Raw genomic sequence first — 19,335 nt, 5'->3', positions numbered from 1 at the left:
AAGTAGATGAGTGCGCTATATATGATTGTTGGCACCCTGGTGGCATTGGGTGTGCTGGTCACTTTTCATGAATTCGGTCACTTTTGGGTGGCGCGCCGTTGCGGCGTCAAGGTTCTACGTTTCTCCGTGGGTTTCGGTACGCCTTTGCTGCGCTGGCATGACCGCAAGGGTACCGAGTTTGTCATTGCAGCCATCCCGTTGGGTGGCTACGTGAAAATGCTCGACGAGCGCGAAGGCGAGGTTCCCGCCGATCAGCTGGATCAGTCCTTCAATCGCAAGACCGTTGGTCAGCGCATAGCCATTGTCGCCGCCGGGCCGATCGCCAACTTCTTGTTGGCGATGGTGTTTTTCTGGGTGCTGGCAATGATGGGCAGCCAGCAGGTGCGGCCTGTAATCGGTGCCGTAGAAAGCGCCAGCCTGGCAGCTCAGGCCGGCCTTGTGGCCGGCCAGGAAATCGTTGCCATCGACGGCGAGCCGACCGTTGGCTGGTCGAACGTAAACCTGCAACTGGTCCGCCGTCTGGGTGAAAGCGGTTCTATCCAGATCGCAGTACGCGGGCCGGGCTCGGATGTCGAGACTTCGCATCAGTTGATCCTGCATGACTGGCTCAAGTCTGCTGACGAGCCGGATCCGATCAAGTCGCTGGGTATTCGCCCGTGGCGCCCCGAGTTGCCGGCAGTGCTGGCAGAGCTTGACCCGAAAGGCCCGGCACAGGCTGCCGGACTTAAAATCGGTGACAAGCTGTTGGCCATCAACGATCAGGCCATCAACGACTGGCAGCAGGTGGTTGACTGGGTTCGCGTGCGGCCGGACTCCCGTGTTGTGTTGCATGTCGAGCGCGACGGGGTTGCGCTTGATGTCCCTGTTACCCTGGCGGCTCGCGGCGAAGGTAAGGCGGCAACCGGCTATCTGGGGGCGGGGGCCAAAGGTGTCGATTGGCCACCGGCAATGATTCGTGAGGTCAGTTACGGCCCGCTCGCCGCAATCGGGGAGGGTGCAAAGCGTACGTGGACCATGAGCGTATTGACTCTCGATTCGCTGAAGAAAATGTTGTTCGGTGAGCTCTCGGTAAAAAACTTGAGTGGACCGATAACCATTGCTAAAGTGGCGGGCGCTTCTGCCCAGTCGGGCGTCGTGGATTTCCTGAGTTTCCTGGCTTATCTGAGTATTAGCCTTGGGGTTCTGAATTTGTTGCCCATCCCTGTACTGGATGGGGGGCATTTATTGTTTTATCTGATCGAGTGGGCGCGTGGTCGTCCCTTGTCGGATCGGGTGCAGGGTTGGGGGATGCAGATCGGTATCAGTTTGGTGATCGGGGTGATGTTGCTTGCTCTGGTCAACGATCTGGGACGTCTGTAAACACTTCGCTGAATTGCGAATCTGCCGCATTTTGCGGCAGTTTGTTTATTGCCAGTTGGAATAAGAAAGGACTTCATGAAACGTCTGCTGCTAACTGCGGTTCTCGCCGTACTGATGATCGCCGAAGTTCACGCCGAGTCCTTCACTATCTCTGATATTCGTGTCAACGGGCTGCAGCGGGTTTCCGCCGGTAGCGTGTTTGGTGCGTTGCCTCTGAACGTGGGTGAAGTAGCGGATGACCGCCGTTTGGTGGAATCCACTCGTGCGTTGTTCAAAACCGGTTTCTTTCAGGATATCCAACTGGGTCGTGATGGCAATGTGCTTGTCATTACGGTTGTCGAACGTCCATCCGTCTCCAGCATCACCATCGACGGTAACAAGGCGATCTCCACTGATGACCTGATGAAAGGGCTCAAACAGTCGGGCCTGGCCGAAGGTGAAATCTTCCAGCGTGCAACCCTTGAGGGTGTACGCAACGAGCTGCAACGCCAGTATGTTGCCCAGGGCCGCTACTCGGCCACGGTTGACACCGAAGTGGTGCCCGAGCCGCGTAACCGCGTTGCCCTGAAGGTCAACATCAATGAAGGCACGGTTGCTGCTATCCAGCACATCAACGTGGTGGGCAACACCGTCTTCCCTGAAGAAGATCTGGTTGACCTCTTCGAACTGAAAACCACGAACTGGCTGTCGTTCTTCAAGAATGACGACAAGTATGCTCGTGAAAAACTGTCGGGTGACCTTGAGCGTCTGCGCTCTTACTACCTCGATCGCGGCTATATCAATATGGATATCGCTTCGACCCAGGTATCGATCACCCCCGACAAGAAGAACGTCTACATCACGGTCAACGTGAATGAAGGCGAAAAATACAATGTCGGCGAAGTGAAACTGAGCGGTGACCTCAAGGTTCCTGAAGACCAGATCAAATCGCTGTTGCTGGTTCAGCCAGGGCAGGTGTTCTCGCGCAAGCTGATGACCACTACCTCCGAACTGATTACCCGTCGTCTGGGTAACGAGGGCTACACCTTCGCCAACGTGAACGGTGTGCCTCAGCCAAACCCTGAAGATCACACGGTAGCCATCACTTTTGTGGTTGATCCGGGCAAGCGTGCTTACGTGAACCGCATCAACTACCGCGGCAACACCAAGTCTGAAGACGTGGTTCTGCGTCGCGAAATGCGCCAGATGGAAGGTGGCTGGGCTTCGACTTACCTGATTGACCAGTCCAAGGTTCGCCTTGAGCGTCTGGGCTTCTTCAAGGAAGTGAACGTTGAAACTCCGGCTGTGCCAGGCACTGACGACCAGGTTGACGTGAACTACGCCGTAGAAGAACAGGCTTCGGGTTCGATCACTGCCAGCGTCGGTTTTGCCCAGAGCGCCGGTTTGATCCTGGGTGGCTCGATCACGCAGAACAACTTCCTGGGTACGGGTAACAAGGTCAGCATTGGCCTGACCCGCAGCGAATACCAGAGCCGCTACAACTTCAGCTACGTTGATCCGTACTGGACTGCAGATGGCGTAAGCCTGGGCTACAACGTGTTCTACCGCACCACTGACTACAAAGATCTGGACGTTGACGTTGCCAACTACTCCGTTGACAGCCTGGGTGCAGGCGTCAGCATGGGCTACCCGATCAGCGACACTTCGCGTCTGACCTATGGTCTGACCGTGCAGCAGGATGAAATCAGTACCGGTCAGTACACCGTTGACGAGATTTTCGACTTCGTAAACCGTGAAGGCACCAAGTACCTCAACTTCAAGGCATCGGTCGGCTGGTCTGAATCGACCCTGAACAAAGGTGTACTGCCAACACGCGGCAGCTCGCAGAGCCTGGTGCTTGAAAGCACGATTCCTGGCAGCGACCTGCAGTTCTACAAGCTAGACTACCGTGCCCAGCTGTTCCAGCCGTTGACCGACACTTACACCATGCGCCTGCACACTGAGCTGGGCTATGGCGACGGTTACGGTTCGACTGAAGGCCTGCCGTTCTACGAGAACTACTACGCCGGTGGTTTCAACTCGGTACGTGGTTTCAAGGACAGCGCTCTGGGCCCTCGCAGCACGCCTAGCTCGGGTAAAAACCCGGGCACCATCGCTGACCCTGATCAGGATCCGCTACCATTTGGTGGTAACGTGCTGATCCAGGGCGGTGTGGAAGTTCTGTTCCCGATGCCGTTCGTCAAAGATCAGCGCTCCCTGCGGACCTCTGTGTTCTGGGATGTTGGTAACGTGTTCGACACCAACTGCAAGGGCGATACCAAGGATTGCGACATCAGCTTTAGCAATATGGCCAGCTCTGTCGGTGTTGGCGTGACCTGGGTGACTGCACTTGGCCCGCTAAGCTTCAGCTTGGCAATGCCGGTCAAGAAACCGGATGACGCAGATACCCAGGTATTCCAGTTCTCCCTCGGCCAGACTTTCTAAAAGCCTGACTTTAGACACAGACAACAGATTTTTTAGGAGTGCATCGTGCGCAAGTTGACTCAATTGGTTCTCCTGGCTTCGGTCCTGGTCGCTGGCCCAGCCTTTGCTGATATGAAAATTGCCGTACTGAACTATCAGATGGCATTGCTGGAATCTGACGCTGCCAAGCGTTATGCAGTGGATGCCGAGAAGAAATTTGGCCCGCAACTGACCAAGCTCAAAAGCCTGGAAAGCAGCGCCAAGGGTATTCAGGATCGTCTGGTAAAAGGCGGCGACAAAATGCAGCAGGGCGAGCGTGAGCGTCTGGAGCTTGAATTCAAGCAAAAGGCCCGCGATTTCCAGTTCCAGTCCAAGGAACTGAACGAAGCCAAAGCAGTTGCTGACCGTGAAATGCTGAAACAGCTCAAGCCAAAACTGGACAGCGCTGTTGAAGAAGTCATCAAGAAAGGTGCCTTTGACCTGGTATTCGAGCGTGGTGCTGTGATTGATGTCAAACCTCAGTACGACATCACTCGCCAGGTTATCGAGCGCATGAATCAGCTGAAGTAATTATGACTGCGACTATAAAACTCGGCCAATTGGCCGAGTTCCTCGGTGCCACCTTGCGTGGCAGCGCGGAGAAAGAAATTACTGGGCTAGCCACTTTACAAGAGGCTGGCCCAGCTCAGTTGAGCTTTCTGGCCAATCCCCAGTACCGAAAATTCCTTGTCGACTGCCACGCGGGAGCTGTATTGCTCAAGCCGGACGATGCCGAGGATTATGTCGGTGATGCGCTATTGGTACCTGATCCTTATCTGGCATATGCCCGAATTTCCCACTTGTTCGATCCCAAGCCCAAGGCGGCGCCCGGCATTCACCCGACGGCAGTCATTGCTGTTGATGCGGTGATTGATCCGCTGGCCAGCATTGGTGCTTTTGCGGTAATTGAAAGTGGTGCTCGAATCGCTGCCGGCGTCACGGTCGGTCCCCACTGCTTTATCGGGGCCCGTTGTGAAATCGGCGAGGGCGGCTGGCTGGCACCACGGGTAACGCTTTATCACGACGTACGCATCGGCAAGCGCGTGGTGATTCAGTCGGGTGCTGTGCTGGGCGGTGAGGGTTTTGGTTTTGCCAACGAGAAGGGTGTCTGGCAAAAGATCGCGCAGATCGGTGGGGTAACCATCGGTGATGATGTCGAAATTGGCGTCAACACCGCCGTCGACCGCGGTGCTTTGGCCGATACGGTGCTGGGTAATGGCGTCAAGCTGGATAACCAGATCCAGATCGCCCATAACGTTCAGGTCGGTGACCATACGGCCATGGCTGCCTGTGTGGGCATTTCCGGTAGCACTAAAATCGGCAAGCACTGCATGTTGGCGGGTGGTGTCGGTTTGGTGGGGCACATTGAAATTTGTGACAACGTGTTCTTGACTGGTATGACGATGGTGACTCACTCGATTACCAAACCAGGCGCCTATTCTTCAGGGACCGCCATGCAGCCGGCGGCCGAATGGCGCAAGAGCGCGGCACGTATTCGTCAGCTGGACGATATCGCCAGACGGCTTAAACATCTGGAAAAGCACGTCGGGGAAGTGACCCCGGACGGTAAAGCTTCTTCAGAGGGCTAATACATTTTCCATATCAAGTGTGCATAGCCACTGGTTTGCTTCCTTGATTTGCTAGAGGAGCGCGCCTTAGTCGCGCGCGCCCAATCTTTATTACAGGCTTCCCCACGAAATGATGGACATCAACGAGATTCGCGAATATCTGCCCCACCGTTACCCGTTCCTGCTGGTGGATCGCGTAGTGGATCTGGATATCGAGAACAAGCGCATTCGTGCCTACAAGAATGTCAGCATCAATGAACCTTTTTTCAACGGTCACTTTCCGGCGCACCCAATCATGCCCGGCGTTTTGATCATTGAAGCGATGGCTCAGGCAGCTGGTATCCTTGGCTTCAAAATGCTCGACCTCAAGCCTGCCGACGGCACGCTTTACTATTTCGTGGGCTCCGACAAGCTGCGCTTCCGTCAACCGGTCACCCCGGGTGATCAACTGATTCTTGAAGCCAAATTTCTGAGCTGCAAGCGTCAGATCTGGAAGTTCGAGTGCCAGGCTTCGGTTGATGGAAAGCCGGTTTGCTCGGCTGAAATTATCTGTGCGGAACGCAAACTATGAGTTTGATTGACCCTCGCGCAATCATCGATCCGACGGCCATATTGGCCGACGACGTCGAGGTCGGCCCATGGTCGATCATCGGCGCAGGTGTGGAAATCGGCGAGGGGACAGTGATTGGGCCGCATGTGATTCTCAAGGGCCCAACCAGGATCGGTAAGCACAATCGTATCTACCAGTTCTCTTCGGTAGGCGAGGACACACCTGATCTGAAGTACAAGGGCGAAGAAACCCGCCTGGTGATCGGTGACCACAACGTCATTCGTGAAGGGGTCACCATTCATCGCGGTACCATTCAGGATCGCGCCGAAACAACCCTGGGCGATCACAATCTGGTCATGGCTTATGCCCACATCGGCCATGACAGCGTGATCGGCAATCACTGCATTCTGGTCAATAACGCTGCCCTGGCGGGCCATGTGCACATGGGTGACTGGGCGATCCTGTCCGGTTTTACTCTGGTTCATCAGTTCTGCCATATCGGCGCCCACAGCTTCTCGGGCATGGGCACCGCCATTGGCAAGGACGTACCGGCATTTGTGACGGTGTTTGGCAGCCCTGCGCAAGCGCGCAGCATGAACTTCGAAGGCATGCGCCGTCGCGGTTTCAGTGAAGACGCCATTCACGCGTTACGCCGCGCCTATAAAGTGGTGTACCGCCAGGGCCTGACCGTTGATCAGGCGCTGGCCGAACTGGCTGAGCCTGCTGCGCAATTCCCTGAAGTTGCAATGTTTGTTGAGTCGATTCAATCCTCCACCCGCGGCATTACGCGCTAGTCATGGCTAGATTGCGTATCGCGCTGGTGGCAGGGGAGGCTTCGGGCGACATTTTGGGCTCGGGGCTGATGCGGGCACTCAAGGCACAGCATCCTGATGTCGAATTTATCGGCGTCGGCGGCCCATTGATGGAAGCTGAGGGCATGAGCTCTTACTTCCCGATGGAGCGACTGTCGGTCATGGGGCTGGTTGAGGTGCTGGGTCGTTTGCGCGAATTGCTCAAGCGCCGCAAGCTTCTGGTCCAGACCCTGATCGCAGAAAGGCCCGATGTCTTTATCGGCATCGATGCGCCTGACTTCACGCTCAATATCGAACTCCAGTTACGTCGTGCCGGGATCAAAACCGTGCACTACGTCAGCCCTTCCGTGTGGGCGTGGCGTCAGAAGCGAGTGCTGAAAATCCGCGAAGGCTGCGATTTGATGCTGACCTTGCTGCCGTTTGAAGCCAGGTTCTATGAAGAGCACGGTGTACCTGTGCGTTTCGTCGGACACTCTCTGGCAGACACCATCCCGCTTGAGGCCGACAAAGCCGGTGCGCGTGCCGAGCTGGGGTTGCCTGAGGGGCCGCTGGTCGCTTTGATGCCGGGCAGTCGCGGTGGCGAAGTGGGTAAGCTGGGCGGGCTGTTTCTGGATGCTGCGCAAAAAATTCGTGAAGCACGACCTGATGTGCGGTTTGTCCTGCCTTGCGCCAATGCGGCGCGCCGGGCGCAAATCGAACAGTTGCTGGTCGGGCGTGATCTGCCCCTGACCTTGCTCGACGGCCGCTCGCATCTGGCCCTGGCGGCATGTGATGCGGTATTGATTGCATCCGGTACGGCCACCCTGGAAGCGCTGCTGTACAAGCGCCCGATGGTGGTGGCTTATCGTCTTGCAGGTCTGACCTACTGGATTCTCAAGCGTCTGGTCAAAAGTCCCTACGTGTCATTGCCCAATTTGCTGGCTCAACGGATGTTGGTGCCTGAACTGTTGCAGGATGCGGCTACCCCGCAAGCATTGGCGCAAACCCTGCTGCCCTTGCTGGACGGTGGCGAAGAGCAGACCCGGGGCTTTGACGAGATTCACCGTACATTGCGTCTCGACGCTTCCAATCAGGCCGCCAAAGCGGTGCTGGATCTGATTGCGCAATCCAAATGAGTAAAGTAACCATGCAAATCGGGCTGGACTTCAATCTGGTCGATCTGGCCGAAGACCTTGTGGCCGGAGTCGATGAGGTGGGCCGCGGGCCGTTGTGCGGCGCGGTAGTGACCGCAGCGGTAATTCTTGACCCTGCGCGTCCCATCGCCGGGCTCAATGATTCGAAAAAGCTCACCGAAGCGCGGCGTGAAAAGCTCTACGACGAAATCTGCGAAAAAGCCCTGAGCTGGTGTATTGCCCGGGCCGAAGTTGAAGAAATCGACGAGCTGAATATTTTGCACGCCACCATGCTGGCCATGCAGCGGGCTGTCGAAGGCCTGAGCATTACCCCCAAGCTGGCCATGATCGATGGCAACCGCTGCCCTAAACTGGCGATGCCGGCTGAGGCCGTGGTTAAAGGCGACAGCAAGGTTCCGGCGATTGCAGCGGCTTCGATTCTGGCCAAGGTCAGTCGTGACCGGGAAATGGCCGCCTTTGAGTTGATCTATCCCGGCTATGGCATCGGCGGACACAAGGGTTATCCGACCCCGGTACACCTCGAGGCGCTGGAACGCCTTGGTCCCACACCGATACACCGGCGTTCGTTTGGTCCGGTGCGTCGGGCCTGGGAAGCCCGCGAGGCGACCGAGATTTAGCCCCAAGGCTGATGTTTTTGCCAAGGCCCGGTACAATCCGGGCCTTGTTGTTTCTCAAAGCTTAAAGACAGGATCACCATGCCGGCTTCATTCGTTCACCTGCGCCTGCACACTGAATACTCCCTGGTCGATGGCCTGGTGCGGATCAAACCGCTGATCAAAACCCTGGCCGGGATGAATATGCCCGCCGTGGCGGTGACCGACCAGAACAACATGTGTTCTTTGGTCAAATTCTATAAAGCGGCCATGGGCGGCGGGATCAAGCCGATTTGCGGGGCTGACCTGTGGTTGTCGAACAAAGACCCGGAAAACCCGGTGAGTCGCCTTAGCCTGTTGGCGATGAATGGCGTCGGCTACCGCAATCTGACTGAACTGATCTCCCGTGGCTTTATTGATGGCCAGCGTAACGGCCAGGTCATTATCGAGCGCGAATGGGTAGCCGAGGCTGCTGAAGGCCTGATCATGCTTTCGTCAGCCAAGGAGGGTGAAATCGGCATCGCGCTGATCAGTGGCAACACTGAAGAGGCCGAGGTTCTGGCCCGCGAATGGATGACCGTATTCCCGGACCGGTTCTATCTCGAGGTTCAACGCACCAAACGTCCCAATGACGAAGAGCACCTGCATGCAGCGGTAGCGCTGGCAGAGACAGTCGGCGCGCCACTGGTGGCGACCAACGATGTGCGCTTCATCAGGCAAGAAGACTTCGAAGCCCATGAAACCCGTGTCTGCATCGGTGAAGGCCGGGCGCTGGACGACCCGCGCCGCTCGAAAAACTACAGCGACCAGCAGTACCTGAAAAGCGCCGAAGAAATGGCCGAGCTGTTCAGTGATTTGCCAGAGGCGCTGGTGAACTCGGTTGAAATCGCCAAGCGCTGCAACATCGAAGTAAAACTGGGCAAACACTTTTTGCCCAACTTCCCGATTCCCGATGGCATGACCATCGATGAGTATTTCCGCAAGGTGTCCTTTGACGGTCTGGAAGATCGCCTCAGCGTTCTGCTGCCTAAAGACACCACCGAAGACTATGACGCCAGGCGCCAGGTGTATGTCGACCGGCTGAATTTCGAACTGGATATCATCATCCAGATGGGGTTCCCCGGTTACTTCCTGATCGTAATGGACTTTATCCAGTGGGCTAAAAGCAACGGCGTACCCGTTGGCCCGGGTCGAGGGTCGGGTGCCGGGTCGCTGGTGGCCTATGTGCAGAAGATCACCGACCTTGATCCGCTGGAATACGACCTGCTGTTCGAACGATTCCTTAACCCGGAACGGGTATCGATGCCCGACTTCGACGTCGACTTCTGCATGGATGGTCGAGACCGGGTCATTGAGTATGTAGCCGAAAAGTATGGTCGCAACGCGGTAAGCCAGATCATTACCTTTGGTTCGATGGCTGCCAAGGCGGTAATCCGTGACGTGGCCCGGGTCCAGGGCAAGTCCTACGGCCTGGCGGACCGTCTGTCGAAGATGATTCCGTTCGAAGTCGGCATGACCCTGGAAAAAGCCTACGAGCAGGAAGAAATCCTGCGTGACTTCATCAAGGTCGATGAAGAAGCGGCCGAGATCTGGGACATGGCCCGCAAGCTCGAGGGCGTAGTCCGTAACGTTGGCAAGCACGCGGGTGGCGTTGTAATCGCGCCGACCAAACTTACCGACTTTTCGCCGATTTACTGCGACGAAGAGGGCGGCGGCCTGGTAACCCAGTTCGACAAGGACGACGTTGAGTCGGCCGGTCTGGTGAAGTTCGACTTCCTGGGGCTACGGACCCTGACAGTCATCGACTGGGCGCTGAAAACCATCAACCGTGATCGCGCCAAGGTAGACGAGCCGCCTCTGGATATCGCCTTCATTCCGCTGGATGACAAGCCGACCTATCAGTTGCTGCAAAAGGCCGAAACCACTGCAGTGTTCCAGCTTGAGTCGCGGGGCATGAAGGAGCTGATCAAAAAGCTCAAGCCCGACTGCCTGGAAGACTTGATCGCACTGGTGGCCCTGTTCCGTCCGGGGCCGCTGCAGTCAGGCATGGTTGATGACTTTATCAACCGTAAACACGGTCGTGCCGAACTGGCGTACCCGCACTCGGACTACCAGTACGAAGGGCTAAAGCCGGTATTGGCCCCGACATACGGCATCATTCTGTATCAAGAACAGGTGATGCAGATTGCCCAGGTCATGGCCGGCTACACCCTGGGTGGTGCCGACATGTTGCGCCGGGCCATGGGCAAGAAAAAGCCCGAAGAAATGGCCAAGCAGCGCGGCGGCTTTATCGAGGGTTGTGCCAACAACAATATCGATGGCGACCTTGCCGGTAACATTTTCGACCTGGTAGAGAAATTTGCCGGTTATGGCTTTAACAAATCCCACTCTGCCGCCTACGGTCTGGTGTCGTACCAGACGGCATGGCTGAAAACCCATTACCCGGCGCCGTTCATGGCTGCGGTACTGTCGGCGGATATGCACAACACCGACAAGGTCGTGACCTTGATCGAAGAAATTCGCACCATGAAGCTGCGTCTCGACGCGCCGGATGTGAATGCTTCGGAGTTCAAGTTCACGGTTAACGATGAAGGGCGGATCATTTACGGTCTGGGTGCGATCAAGGGCGTAGGCGAGGGGCCAGTAGAGGCCATCACCGAAGCTCGCCAGGACGGTCCATTCACCGATTTGTTCGATTTCTGCGCCCGGGTCGACCTCAAACGCATCAACAAGCGAACCCTGGATGGTCTGATCCGTAGCGGTGCGCTGGACCGTCTGGGGCCGTTTTTCCATGATGAACCCAAGGCCTGGCAGGCGAGTATCGACCAGAATCGCGCGGTATTGCTGGCTGCGATGGAAGAGGCGATCAAGGCTGCCGAACAAACCGCCCGCACCCACGACAGCGGGCATGCCGACCTGTTTGGCGGCCTGTTTGTCGAGGCGGATGCCGACGTCTACGCCAATCACCGCAAGGCCAAGGAGCTGACGCTCAAAGAGCGTTTGAAGGGCGAAAAAGACACCCTGGGCCTGTACCTGACCGGCCATCCGATTGACGAGTATGAAGGCGAGATCCGCCGTTTTGCCCGTCAGCGGATCATTGATCTCAAGCCGGCCCGGGATACTCAAACGGTTGCCGGCATGATCATCGCTTTGCGGGTCATGAAGAACAAAAAAGGCGACAAGATGGGCTTCATCACCCTCGACGACCGGTCGGGACGGATTGAAGCCTCGCTGTTTGCCGAGGCATTCCATTCGGCGCAATCGCTGTTGCAGACGGATGCGATGGTGGTGGTCGAAGGTGAGGTCAGCAATGACGACTTCTCCGGCGGCCTGCGCCTGCGGGTCAAGCGTGTGATGAGCATGGAAGACGCCCGAACCAGCCTGGCCGAAAGCCTGCGTCTGAAAGTTGTACAGTCCGCGCTCAAAGGTGATCAACTGCGCTGGCTGGGCGATTTGTTCAAGAAACACCGCGGCGCATGCCCGATCACCATGGAATACACCGGAGTGGGGGCCAAGGCGACGCTGCAGTTTGGCGAGACCTGGAGAATCGATCCGGCTGACAGCTTGATTCAAGCCTTGCGTGACCAGTTTGGGCGAGACAACGTCTTCCTCCAATACCGTTGACGGTCAGGGGTGCGAGAAGCGCCCTGACCTCGACCCTAATTTTTAATCTCGACCTGAGAGCGCCTGTCCCTTAAGGTAGGCGCGATACAGATCAACCGGCTGCCCCAGTTCGGTTAAAAGCACCAGCAAATGCTGGGTTTTAACTCTTCTGGCATGCTTTGCCGCCGACCCAAGACGGATGCTTATGAACCCGAATTTTCTTGATTTCGAACAGCCGATTGCTGACCTGCAAGCCAAAATCGAAGAGTTGCGCTTGGTTGGTAACGACAATTCGCTGAACATCAGCGATGAAATCTCTCGTCTGCAAGACAAAAGCAAAACGCTGACTGAAGATATTTTCGGCAAGCTGACCAGCTGGCAAATTGCCCGTCTGGCCCGTCACCCGCGCCGTCCTTACACCCTGGACTACATCGAGCACATCTTCACCGAGTTCGATGAGCTGCACGGCGACCGCCATTTCTCGGACGACGCTGCCATTGTTGGCGGTATTGCCCGTCTGGACGATCAGCCAGTCATGGTGATTGGTCACCAGAAGGGCCGTGAAGTGCGTGAAAAGGTACGCCGCAACTTCGGCATGCCGCGCCCGGAAGGCTACCGCAAGGCTTGCCGTCTGATGGAAATGGCCGAACGTTTCAAGATGCCGATCCTGACCTTCATCGACACCCCTGGCGCTTACCCGGGGATTGACGCTGAAGAGCGCAACCAGAGTGAAGCAATCGCCTGGAACCTGCGGGTGATGTCGCGCCTCAAAACCCCGATCATTGCCACTGTTATCGGTGAAGGTGGTTCGGGTGGTGCGCTGGCAATCGGCGTCTGCGATCAGTTGAACATGCTGCAGTACTCGACCTATGCGGTGATTTCGCCGGAAGGTTGTGCATCGATTCTGTGGAAAACCGCCGAAAAGGCGCCGGATGCTGCCGAAGCGATGGGCATTACTGCCGAGCGTTTGAAAGGTCTGGGTATTGTTGACAAGGTCATCACCGAGCCATTGGGTGGCGCGCACCGTGATCCGGTGGCGGCTTCCGCTTCGATTCGTGCCGAGCTTGCCTCCCAGCTGGACATGCTCAATAAACTCGATCACGAAGCGTTGCTCAAGCGTCGCTATGAGCGACTGATGAGCTACGGTCTCTGACAGGGGCATTGTAGGAGCCAGCTTGCGCGCGAGCTCTTCGTTGCTGCGTTGTAAGGCTCGCTCCTACAGGATTGTGCGATGTCCAACCTCTCAATCCTGCTTCTCAAAGCCCTCGAGCCCTGGCGCAATGCCGGGGCCTGGCATGTAGCGCTCTCCGGCGGTCTCGATTCGACCGTGTTGCTGCATGTTCTCGCTCAACTTCGTCAAACCCGTTCTCTGCCTCCTCTGAGCGCCATCCATGTCCATCATGGTCTTCAGGCTGCGGCAGACGCGTGGCCGGCCCACTGCCAGGCACTCTGTAATGCGCTGGGGGTGCCGCTGCAGGTTGTACACGTGCATGTGCAGGCCGGAGCAAGTCTTGAGCGTGCGGCCCGTGAGGCTCGCTATCAGGCGTTCGTGACGCTTACGCGAGCGCAAGAGGTGCTGCTCACCGGTCAGCATCGCGACGACCAGGCGGAAACCCTGCTGTTTCGTCTGCTGCGCGGGGCCGGAGTGAGCGGCCTGGCTGCGATGCCGCGTCAGCGTCGGCTGGGTGAAGGCAATTTATGTCGACCTTTGCTGGATGTGTCGCGCACCGACCTGGAGGCCTACGCGCGGGAACACAGCCTGAGCTGGATTGAAGATCCGTCCAATCAGCAGACCGACTTTTCGCGAAATTATTTGCGCCATGAGATTTTTCCGCTGCTGACCCGGCGCTGGCCGCAAGCAGCCGCCAGCATGGCGCGCAGTGCGGCCCACTGTGCCGAGGCGCAGGGCCTGCTCGATGACCTGGCCCGGCAGGACCTGCAAGCTGCGGGGGCGGTCAGCGAGTTCGACTGGCTCGGCTTGCCCTCGCTGGAGCTTGCGCCGATCACCTGCCTGTCACCGGCCCGGCAACGCAATGCGTTGCGTTACTGGCTGGCGGCATTCAGTCAATTACCGGATACCGATCATTGGGCCGGTTGGGATGCCTTGCGCGATGCCCGGGGCGACGGGCAACCGCTCTGGAAACTTGCCGAAGGCGAGTTGCACCGTGCAGGCGGGAGGATCTGGTGGCTGGCCGGTGACTGGTTGCGCCAGCCGCCAGCTTCTGTGCAATGGCACAACCCGCATCAGCCACTGATATTGCCCGGCAACGGCCAGTTACGTCTGTCGGGGGATATACCCGATGGCTCCGTGCAAGTGAGCTATCGTCAGGGGGGCGAGGTGATGACGGTGAAAAACCGTGGTCATCGTGACCTGAAGCGACTGCTCAACGAGCAGGGGTTGCCATTATTTGTCCGTGGCAGATTGCCGCTTCTGTATGTAAACGGGCAGTTATTGGCAGTGGCAAACCTCCCGGGACTGGACTGCGGCCCCTGTGGACGCTGGCAATTGCACTGGCTGCCAACTAAGAGCGATCAAGGTTTGAGCTGAAAGGGTGTTTCCGGTAGACTACGCTCCCTTCTTGATACAACTTCTGTAGATTCACCAGAATTGCAGATGTTGCCGATTACCAAGCAGTCTTTGCTGGGCGATTTTAAAAAAATGTGTGGCTTGTATCGAACCGTTGGTTTCCATCGGTCTGTTTCAACGCAGCAGTTTTTCGAAAGGTGCACTGTGACTAATGCTGGTGATTGGGGGCTTCGGCCTTCCTTCGCTTTCCCCGGCGGCTCTGACCGCTTTAACGCAGACTTCTAGGGTTTTTCATGACGCGCTACATCTTCGTCACGGGCGGTGTTGTTTCTTCATTGGGGAAAGGCATTGCCTCGGCTTCATTGGCAGCCATCCTGGAGGCGCGGGGACTTAAGGTCACCATGCTGAAGCTGGACCCCTACATCAACGTTGATCCGGGCACCATGAGCCCGTTCCAGCACGGTGAAGTGTTCGTCACACACGACGGCGCAGAGACCGACCTGGACTTGGGTCATTACGAGCGGTTTATCCGCACGACCATGACCCAGAACAACAACTTCACCACGGGCCGTGTCTACGAACACGTCCTGCGCAAGGAGCGCCGTGGTGATTACCTGGGTGCAACCATCCAGGTAATTCCGCACATCACCGACGAGATCAAGCGTCGAATCATCAAGGGCGCCGGCGATGCCGACGTAGCGATGGTTGAGATTGGCGGCACTGTGGGTGACATTGAGTCGCAACCGTTCCTCGAGGCAATCCGTCAGCTGCGCATCGAAGTAGGCGCCAAGCGCGCCATGCTGATGCACCTGACTCTGGTTCCGTATATCGCCACTGCTGGCGAAACGAAAACCAAACCAACGCAACACTCGGTTAAAGAATTACGTTCCATCGGCCTGCAGCCAGATGTTCTGATCTGCCGTTCCGATCACCATGTCGATATTTCCTCGCGTCGCAAAATCGCGTTGTTCACCAACGTTGAAGAGCGTGCGGTGATTTCGCTGGAAGACGCCGACACCATCTACCGTATCCCGGGCATGCTGCACGCTCAGGGTCTGGATGATTTTGTCGTTGAGCGTTTCGGTCTGGAATGCAACAGCGCCGACCTGTCCGAATGGGAACAAGTGGTCGACGCCAAGCTCAATCCTGAGCACGAAGTCACCATCGCCATGGTCGGCAAGTACATGGAACTGCTGGATGCGTACAAGTCGCTGATTGAAGCGATGAGCCACGCCGGTATTTCCAACCGTACCAAGGTCAACCTGCGTTATATCGATTCTGAAGACATCGAAAACAAAGGTACTGAACTGCTGGAAGGTGTCGATGCCATTCTGGTTCCGGGCGGCTTCGGTCTGCGCGGCGTAGAAGGCAAGATCACTGCGGTTCAATATGCTCGCGAAAACAAGGTGCCATACCTGGGTATCTGCCTGGGCATGCAAGTGGCGGTTATCGAGTTCGCACGTAACGTGCTGGGCTGGAAAGACGCCAACTCCACCGAGTTCGATCGCAACAGCGGCCACCCGGTTGTGGGCCTGATCACTGAGTGGGAAGACGCCACCGGTGCTGTTGAAACCCGTACCGAAACTTCGGATCTGGGCGGCACCATGCGTCTGGGTGCACAGGACTGCCAGCTTACCGCCGGCTCTCTGGTTCACGACTGCTATGCCAAGGACGTGATCGTTGAGCGTCATCGCCATCGCTATGAAGTGAACAACAACCTGCTGCCTCAACTGATGGAAGCCGGCCTGAAAGTAACCGGTCGCTCCGGTGACGGCGCGCTGGTAGAAGTGGTTGAAGCACCGGATCATCCTTGGTTCGTTGCTTGCCAGTTCCACCCGGAGTTCACCTCCACGCCACGTGACGGTCATCCGTTGTTCACGGGTTTCGTCAAGGCTGCACTGGCTCAGCACGAAAAAAACGCTTAAGCAGCAGGGTGTAATGGAAAGTCCGCGCAGGTTCTGGCGGACTTTCCAGAAGATCACCCTGGTTTTTGCGTGCTACTGACTACCGACGACCACGTGTTTGCCTTGGCAGCCGCGGTCGCCGATGTCTGCGGCAGACACTTCTGTGAAGAGTTTTCCGACAATAGAAACCGCATCACCCTCGTTTCTCCGGTAAAGTACCGCACGATTTCTCGGACCCCTGGCTCCGAACCTTATCGTCCTCAAGGCTGCCTGCAGATTGGCCCTTGTCGATGATGACAAAATTTCCCTCAGCTGCGTCGTTTTCGTCAACTTTGGAGTGTTTACAACAATGGCAAAAATCGTCGACATCAAAGGTCGTGAAGTTCTCGACTCCCGTGGCAACCCCACCGTGGAAGCGGACGTGCTTCTCGACAACGGCATCATCGGCAGTGCTTGCGCGCCTTCCGGTGCTTCCACCGGTTCCCGTGAAGCGCTGGAACTGCGTGATGGCGACAAGAGCCGTTACCTGGGCAAAGGCGTTTTGAAAGCCGTTGCCAACATTAACGGCCCGATTCGCGATTTGCTGCTGGGTAAAGACCCGGTTGATCAAAAAGCGCTGGACCACGCGATGATTGCGCTGGACGGCACTGAAAACAAAGGTTCCCTGGGCGCTAACGCCATCCTCGCTGTATCCCTGGCAGCTGCCAAGGCTGCGGCTCAGGACCAGGACCTGCCGCTGTACGCACACATCGCCAACCTGAACGGCACCCCGGGTGTTTACTCGATGCCGGTACCGATGATGAACATCATCAACGGTGGCGAGCACGCAGATAACAACGTCGACATTCAAGAGTTCATGGTGCAGCCGGTTGGCGCCAAGACCTTTTCCGACGCGCTGCGCATGGGTACTGAAATCTTCCATCACCTTAAAGCTGTACTCAAGGCTCGTGGCCTGAGCACTGCAGTGGGCGATGAGGGTGGTTTCGCACCTGACCTGGCTTCCAACGAAGATGCACTGAAAGTGATCTCCGAAGCTGTCGCCAATGCCGGTTACACCCTGGGCACTGACGTGACCCTGGCTCTGGACTGTGCGGCCAGCGAATTCTACGAAGACGGCAAGTACAACCTGTCTGGCGAAGGCCAGGTGTTCAACTCCGAAGGTTTCGCCGAGTACCTCAAAGGTTTGACTCAGCGCTACCCGATCATCTCCATTGAAGATGGCCTGGACGAGTCTGACTGGGATGGCTGGAAAATCCTGACCGACAAAGTCGGTGAGAAAGTTCAGCTGGTAGGGGACGACCTGTTCGTAACCAACACCAAGATCCTGAAAGAAGGCATCGATAAGAAGATCGCCAACTCGATCCTGATCAAGTTCAACCAGATCGGCACCCTGACCGAAACCCTGGAAGCTATCCAGATGGCCAAGGCCGCTGGTTACACTGCAGTGATTTCGCACCGTTCCGGCGAAACCGAAGATTCCACCATTGCCGATCTGGCAGTGGGTACTTCGGCTGGCCAGATCAAGACCGGCTCTCTGTGCCGTTCGGATCGCGTGTCCAAGTACAACCAATTGCTGCGTATCGAAGAGCAATTGGGCGCAAAAGCCAAGTACAACGGTCGCAGCGAGTTTCGCGGCTAAGCAGTTGGTGGTAAAAAGACAGCAGGTTGTGTCGGAATTTTCGCTTAGACGAGTTTTTTGACACTAATCTGAATCTATACAAGCCTGGGTTCTCCAGGCTTTGTACTATTGGTTGTTTACGTTTTTCGGCATGGCTGTCTTTTCACTGGATACCTGATATTCGATGCGCAGTCCTAATTGGTTGTTTCTCATCTTGCTCTTGCTGCTGGCTGGCCTACAGTATCGCCTGTGGGTGGGGAATGGCAGTTTGGCGCAGGTTACCGACCTGACCCAGCAAATCGCCGATCAGCATGCTGAAAACGAAGTATTGCTGGAGCGCAACCGTGTGCTGGATGCGGAAGTTCTGGAGTTGAAAAAAGGCATGGAGACCGTTGAAGAACGTGCTCGCCATGAGTTGGGCATGGTCAAGGAGGGCGAAACCCTCTACCAGTTGGCCCAATGAGTTCCCTGTCACCGGCCTTCTGGGCCGTGATTCCTGCCGCGGGCGTTGGTGCCCGTATGGCCGCGGACCGTCCCAAGCAGTATTTGCAGTTGGGCGGGCGCAGTATTCTGGAACACAGCCTCGGCTGTTTTCTTGACCATCCGGGCCTCAAGGGGCTGGTGGTCAGCATTGCCTCTGATGACCCTTTTTGGCCTTCCTTGCCCTGTGCCGCAGATCCACGGATCGCCCGGGTAGAGGGCGGGCGTGAGCGTGCCGATTCGGTGCTCAATGCGTTGCTGCATCTGCATGCACTGGGCGCGTCTGATGACGATTGGGTGTTGGTTCACGATGCCGCACGCCCGAACCTGTCCCGTGAAGATCTGGACAAATTGCTGCGCGAACTGGCCCTCGACCCGGTCGGTGGCTTGCTGGCGGTTCCTGCGCGGGACACGCTCAAGCGCGTCGACAAGCATGGCCGGGTGGTTGAAACCGTCGATCGCAGTCTGATCTGGCAGGCGTACACGCCGCAGATGTTCCGTCTGGGAGCATTGCACCGGGCCCTGGCTGATAGCCTGGTGGCAGATGCCAAAATCACTGATGAATCCTCAGCCATGGAGTGGGCGGGCCTCGCGCCGCGCCTGATCGAGGGTCGCTCGGACAACATCAAGGTGACCCGCCCCGAGGACCTCGAGTGGCTGCGGTTGCGCTGGGTCAATCGTTGATCCCTCTGTAGCAGCGAGCTTGCCTCGCGATCTTTTAAAAGATCAAAAGATGGCGAGGCAAG

15 protein-coding genes are annotated in these 19,335 nt (G+C 56.9%); all 15 read left to right on the top strand.

Features of this window, described 5'->3' with window-relative positions:
* The first annotated feature begins 6 nt into the window (after positions 1 to 6).
* Positions 7 to 1,359, top strand: a complete 1,353-nt coding sequence (rseP, locus tag B195_RS17685; RefSeq protein ID WP_003440439.1) for a sigma E protease regulator RseP — start codon at positions 7 to 9, stop codon at positions 1,357 to 1,359.
* A gap of 75 nt (positions 1,360 to 1,434) precedes the next feature.
* The gene (gene bamA / locus B195_RS17680; RefSeq protein ID WP_003440442.1) at positions 1,435 to 3,783 is read left to right on the top strand and encodes an outer membrane protein assembly factor BamA; all 2,349 of its coding nucleotides are present in this window, start codon (positions 1,435 to 1,437) and stop codon (positions 3,781 to 3,783) included.
* 45 nt (positions 3,784 to 3,828) lie between these two features.
* Positions 3,829 to 4,332: an OmpH family outer membrane protein gene (locus B195_RS17675; RefSeq protein WP_003440444.1), complete on the top strand. Its 504-nt coding sequence runs from the start codon at positions 3,829 to 3,831 to the stop codon at positions 4,330 to 4,332.
* A gap of 2 nt (positions 4,333 to 4,334) precedes the next feature.
* Positions 4,335 to 5,390 (top strand): UDP-3-O-(3-hydroxymyristoyl)glucosamine N-acyltransferase, encoded by a 1,056-nt coding sequence (gene lpxD, locus B195_RS17670; protein WP_003440447.1) that lies wholly within the window; start codon positions 4,335 to 4,337, stop codon positions 5,388 to 5,390.
* A 109-nt stretch (positions 5,391 to 5,499) separates the two neighbouring features.
* The gene (fabZ, locus tag B195_RS17665) at positions 5,500 to 5,940 is read left to right on the top strand and encodes a 3-hydroxyacyl-ACP dehydratase FabZ (RefSeq protein ID WP_003440450.1); all 441 of its coding nucleotides are present in this window, start codon (positions 5,500 to 5,502) and stop codon (positions 5,938 to 5,940) included.
* Positions 5,937 to 6,713: an acyl-ACP--UDP-N-acetylglucosamine O-acyltransferase gene (gene lpxA, locus B195_RS17660; protein ID WP_003440454.1), complete on the top strand. Its 777-nt coding sequence runs from the start codon at positions 5,937 to 5,939 to the stop codon at positions 6,711 to 6,713. The genes fabZ and lpxA overlap by 4 nt, the downstream gene beginning before the upstream one ends.
* 2 nt (positions 6,714 to 6,715) lie before the next feature.
* Positions 6,716 to 7,846: a lipid-A-disaccharide synthase gene (lpxB, locus tag B195_RS17655; protein ID WP_003440456.1), complete on the top strand. Its 1,131-nt coding sequence runs from the start codon at positions 6,716 to 6,718 to the stop codon at positions 7,844 to 7,846.
* An 11-nt stretch (positions 7,847 to 7,857) separates the two neighbouring features.
* Complete coding sequence (gene rnhB, locus B195_RS17650; protein WP_003440459.1) at positions 7,858 to 8,481, top strand: ribonuclease HII; 624 nt, start codon at positions 7,858 to 7,860, stop codon at positions 8,479 to 8,481.
* Positions 8,482 to 8,559: 78 nt separating this feature from the next.
* Complete coding sequence (gene dnaE, locus B195_RS17645) at positions 8,560 to 12,081, top strand: DNA polymerase III subunit alpha (RefSeq protein ID WP_003440462.1); 3,522 nt, start codon at positions 8,560 to 8,562, stop codon at positions 12,079 to 12,081.
* Between the two features lie 184 nt (positions 12,082 to 12,265).
* A complete protein-coding gene (locus tag B195_RS17640) occupies positions 12,266 to 13,213 on the top strand; it encodes an acetyl-CoA carboxylase carboxyltransferase subunit alpha (protein WP_003440465.1) in 948 nt (315 codons plus the stop codon).
* A gap of 78 nt (positions 13,214 to 13,291) precedes the next feature.
* Entirely contained in the window at positions 13,292 to 14,608 is a 1,317-nt protein-coding gene (gene tilS / locus B195_RS17635; RefSeq protein ID WP_003440468.1) for a tRNA lysidine(34) synthetase TilS, read from the top strand.
* A gap of 272 nt (positions 14,609 to 14,880) precedes the next feature.
* Entirely contained in the window at positions 14,881 to 16,512 is a 1,632-nt protein-coding gene (locus tag B195_RS17630) for a CTP synthase (RefSeq protein WP_003440470.1), read from the top strand.
* 328 nt (positions 16,513 to 16,840) lie between these two features.
* Positions 16,841 to 18,130, top strand: coding sequence for a phosphopyruvate hydratase (eno, locus tag B195_RS17625; RefSeq protein WP_003440481.1), 1,290 nt, complete (start codon positions 16,841 to 16,843; stop codon positions 18,128 to 18,130).
* Positions 18,131 to 18,293: 163 nt separating this feature from the next.
* Positions 18,294 to 18,572: a cell division protein FtsB gene (gene ftsB / locus B195_RS17620; RefSeq protein ID WP_003440483.1), complete on the top strand. Its 279-nt coding sequence runs from the start codon at positions 18,294 to 18,296 to the stop codon at positions 18,570 to 18,572.
* Positions 18,569 to 19,273, top strand: a complete 705-nt coding sequence (gene ispD / locus B195_RS17615; protein WP_003440486.1) for a 2-C-methyl-D-erythritol 4-phosphate cytidylyltransferase — start codon at positions 18,569 to 18,571, stop codon at positions 19,271 to 19,273. The genes ftsB and ispD overlap by 4 nt, the downstream gene beginning before the upstream one ends.
* Positions 19,274 to 19,335 lie beyond the last annotated feature (62 nt).

It is taken from the genome of Pseudomonas sp. Lz4W (assembly GCF_000346225.2).
Classification (GTDB): Bacteria; Pseudomonadota; Gammaproteobacteria; order Pseudomonadales; family Pseudomonadaceae; genus Aquipseudomonas; species Aquipseudomonas paraversuta.
The sequence above is the reverse complement of the archived record's forward strand: the minus strand, read 5'-3'. Positions and strand labels throughout refer to the sequence as shown.

What these genes read in the sequence shown, in the direction of transcription:
- lpxA (WP_003440454.1), top strand. Translation starts at nt 5,937, where the DNA reads ATGAGTTTGATTGACCCTCGCGCAATCATCGATCCGACGGCCATATTG.
- bamA (WP_003440442.1), top strand. Translation starts at nt 1,435, where the DNA reads ATGAAACGTCTGCTGCTAACTGCGGTTCTCGCCGTACTGATGATCGCC.
- ftsB (WP_003440483.1), top strand. Translation starts at nt 18,294, where the DNA reads ATGCGCAGTCCTAATTGGTTGTTTCTCATCTTGCTCTTGCTGCTGGCT.
- rseP (WP_003440439.1), top strand. Translation starts at nt 7, where the DNA reads ATGAGTGCGCTATATATGATTGTTGGCACCCTGGTGGCATTGGGTGTG.
- lpxD (WP_003440447.1), top strand. Translation starts at nt 4,335, where the DNA reads ATGACTGCGACTATAAAACTCGGCCAATTGGCCGAGTTCCTCGGTGCC.
- dnaE (WP_003440462.1), top strand. Translation starts at nt 8,560, where the DNA reads ATGCCGGCTTCATTCGTTCACCTGCGCCTGCACACTGAATACTCCCTG.
- ispD (WP_003440486.1), top strand. Translation starts at nt 18,569, where the DNA reads ATGAGTTCCCTGTCACCGGCCTTCTGGGCCGTGATTCCTGCCGCGGGC.
- fabZ (WP_003440450.1), top strand. Translation starts at nt 5,500, where the DNA reads ATGATGGACATCAACGAGATTCGCGAATATCTGCCCCACCGTTACCCG.
- B195_RS17640 (WP_003440465.1), top strand. Translation starts at nt 12,266, where the DNA reads ATGAACCCGAATTTTCTTGATTTCGAACAGCCGATTGCTGACCTGCAA.
- tilS (WP_003440468.1), top strand. Translation starts at nt 13,292, where the DNA reads ATGTCCAACCTCTCAATCCTGCTTCTCAAAGCCCTCGAGCCCTGGCGC.
- eno (WP_003440481.1), top strand. Translation starts at nt 16,841, where the DNA reads ATGGCAAAAATCGTCGACATCAAAGGTCGTGAAGTTCTCGACTCCCGT.
- rnhB (WP_003440459.1), top strand. Translation starts at nt 7,858, where the DNA reads ATGCAAATCGGGCTGGACTTCAATCTGGTCGATCTGGCCGAAGACCTT.
- lpxB (WP_003440456.1), top strand. Translation starts at nt 6,716, where the DNA reads ATGGCTAGATTGCGTATCGCGCTGGTGGCAGGGGAGGCTTCGGGCGAC.
- B195_RS17630 (WP_003440470.1), top strand. Translation starts at nt 14,881, where the DNA reads ATGACGCGCTACATCTTCGTCACGGGCGGTGTTGTTTCTTCATTGGGG.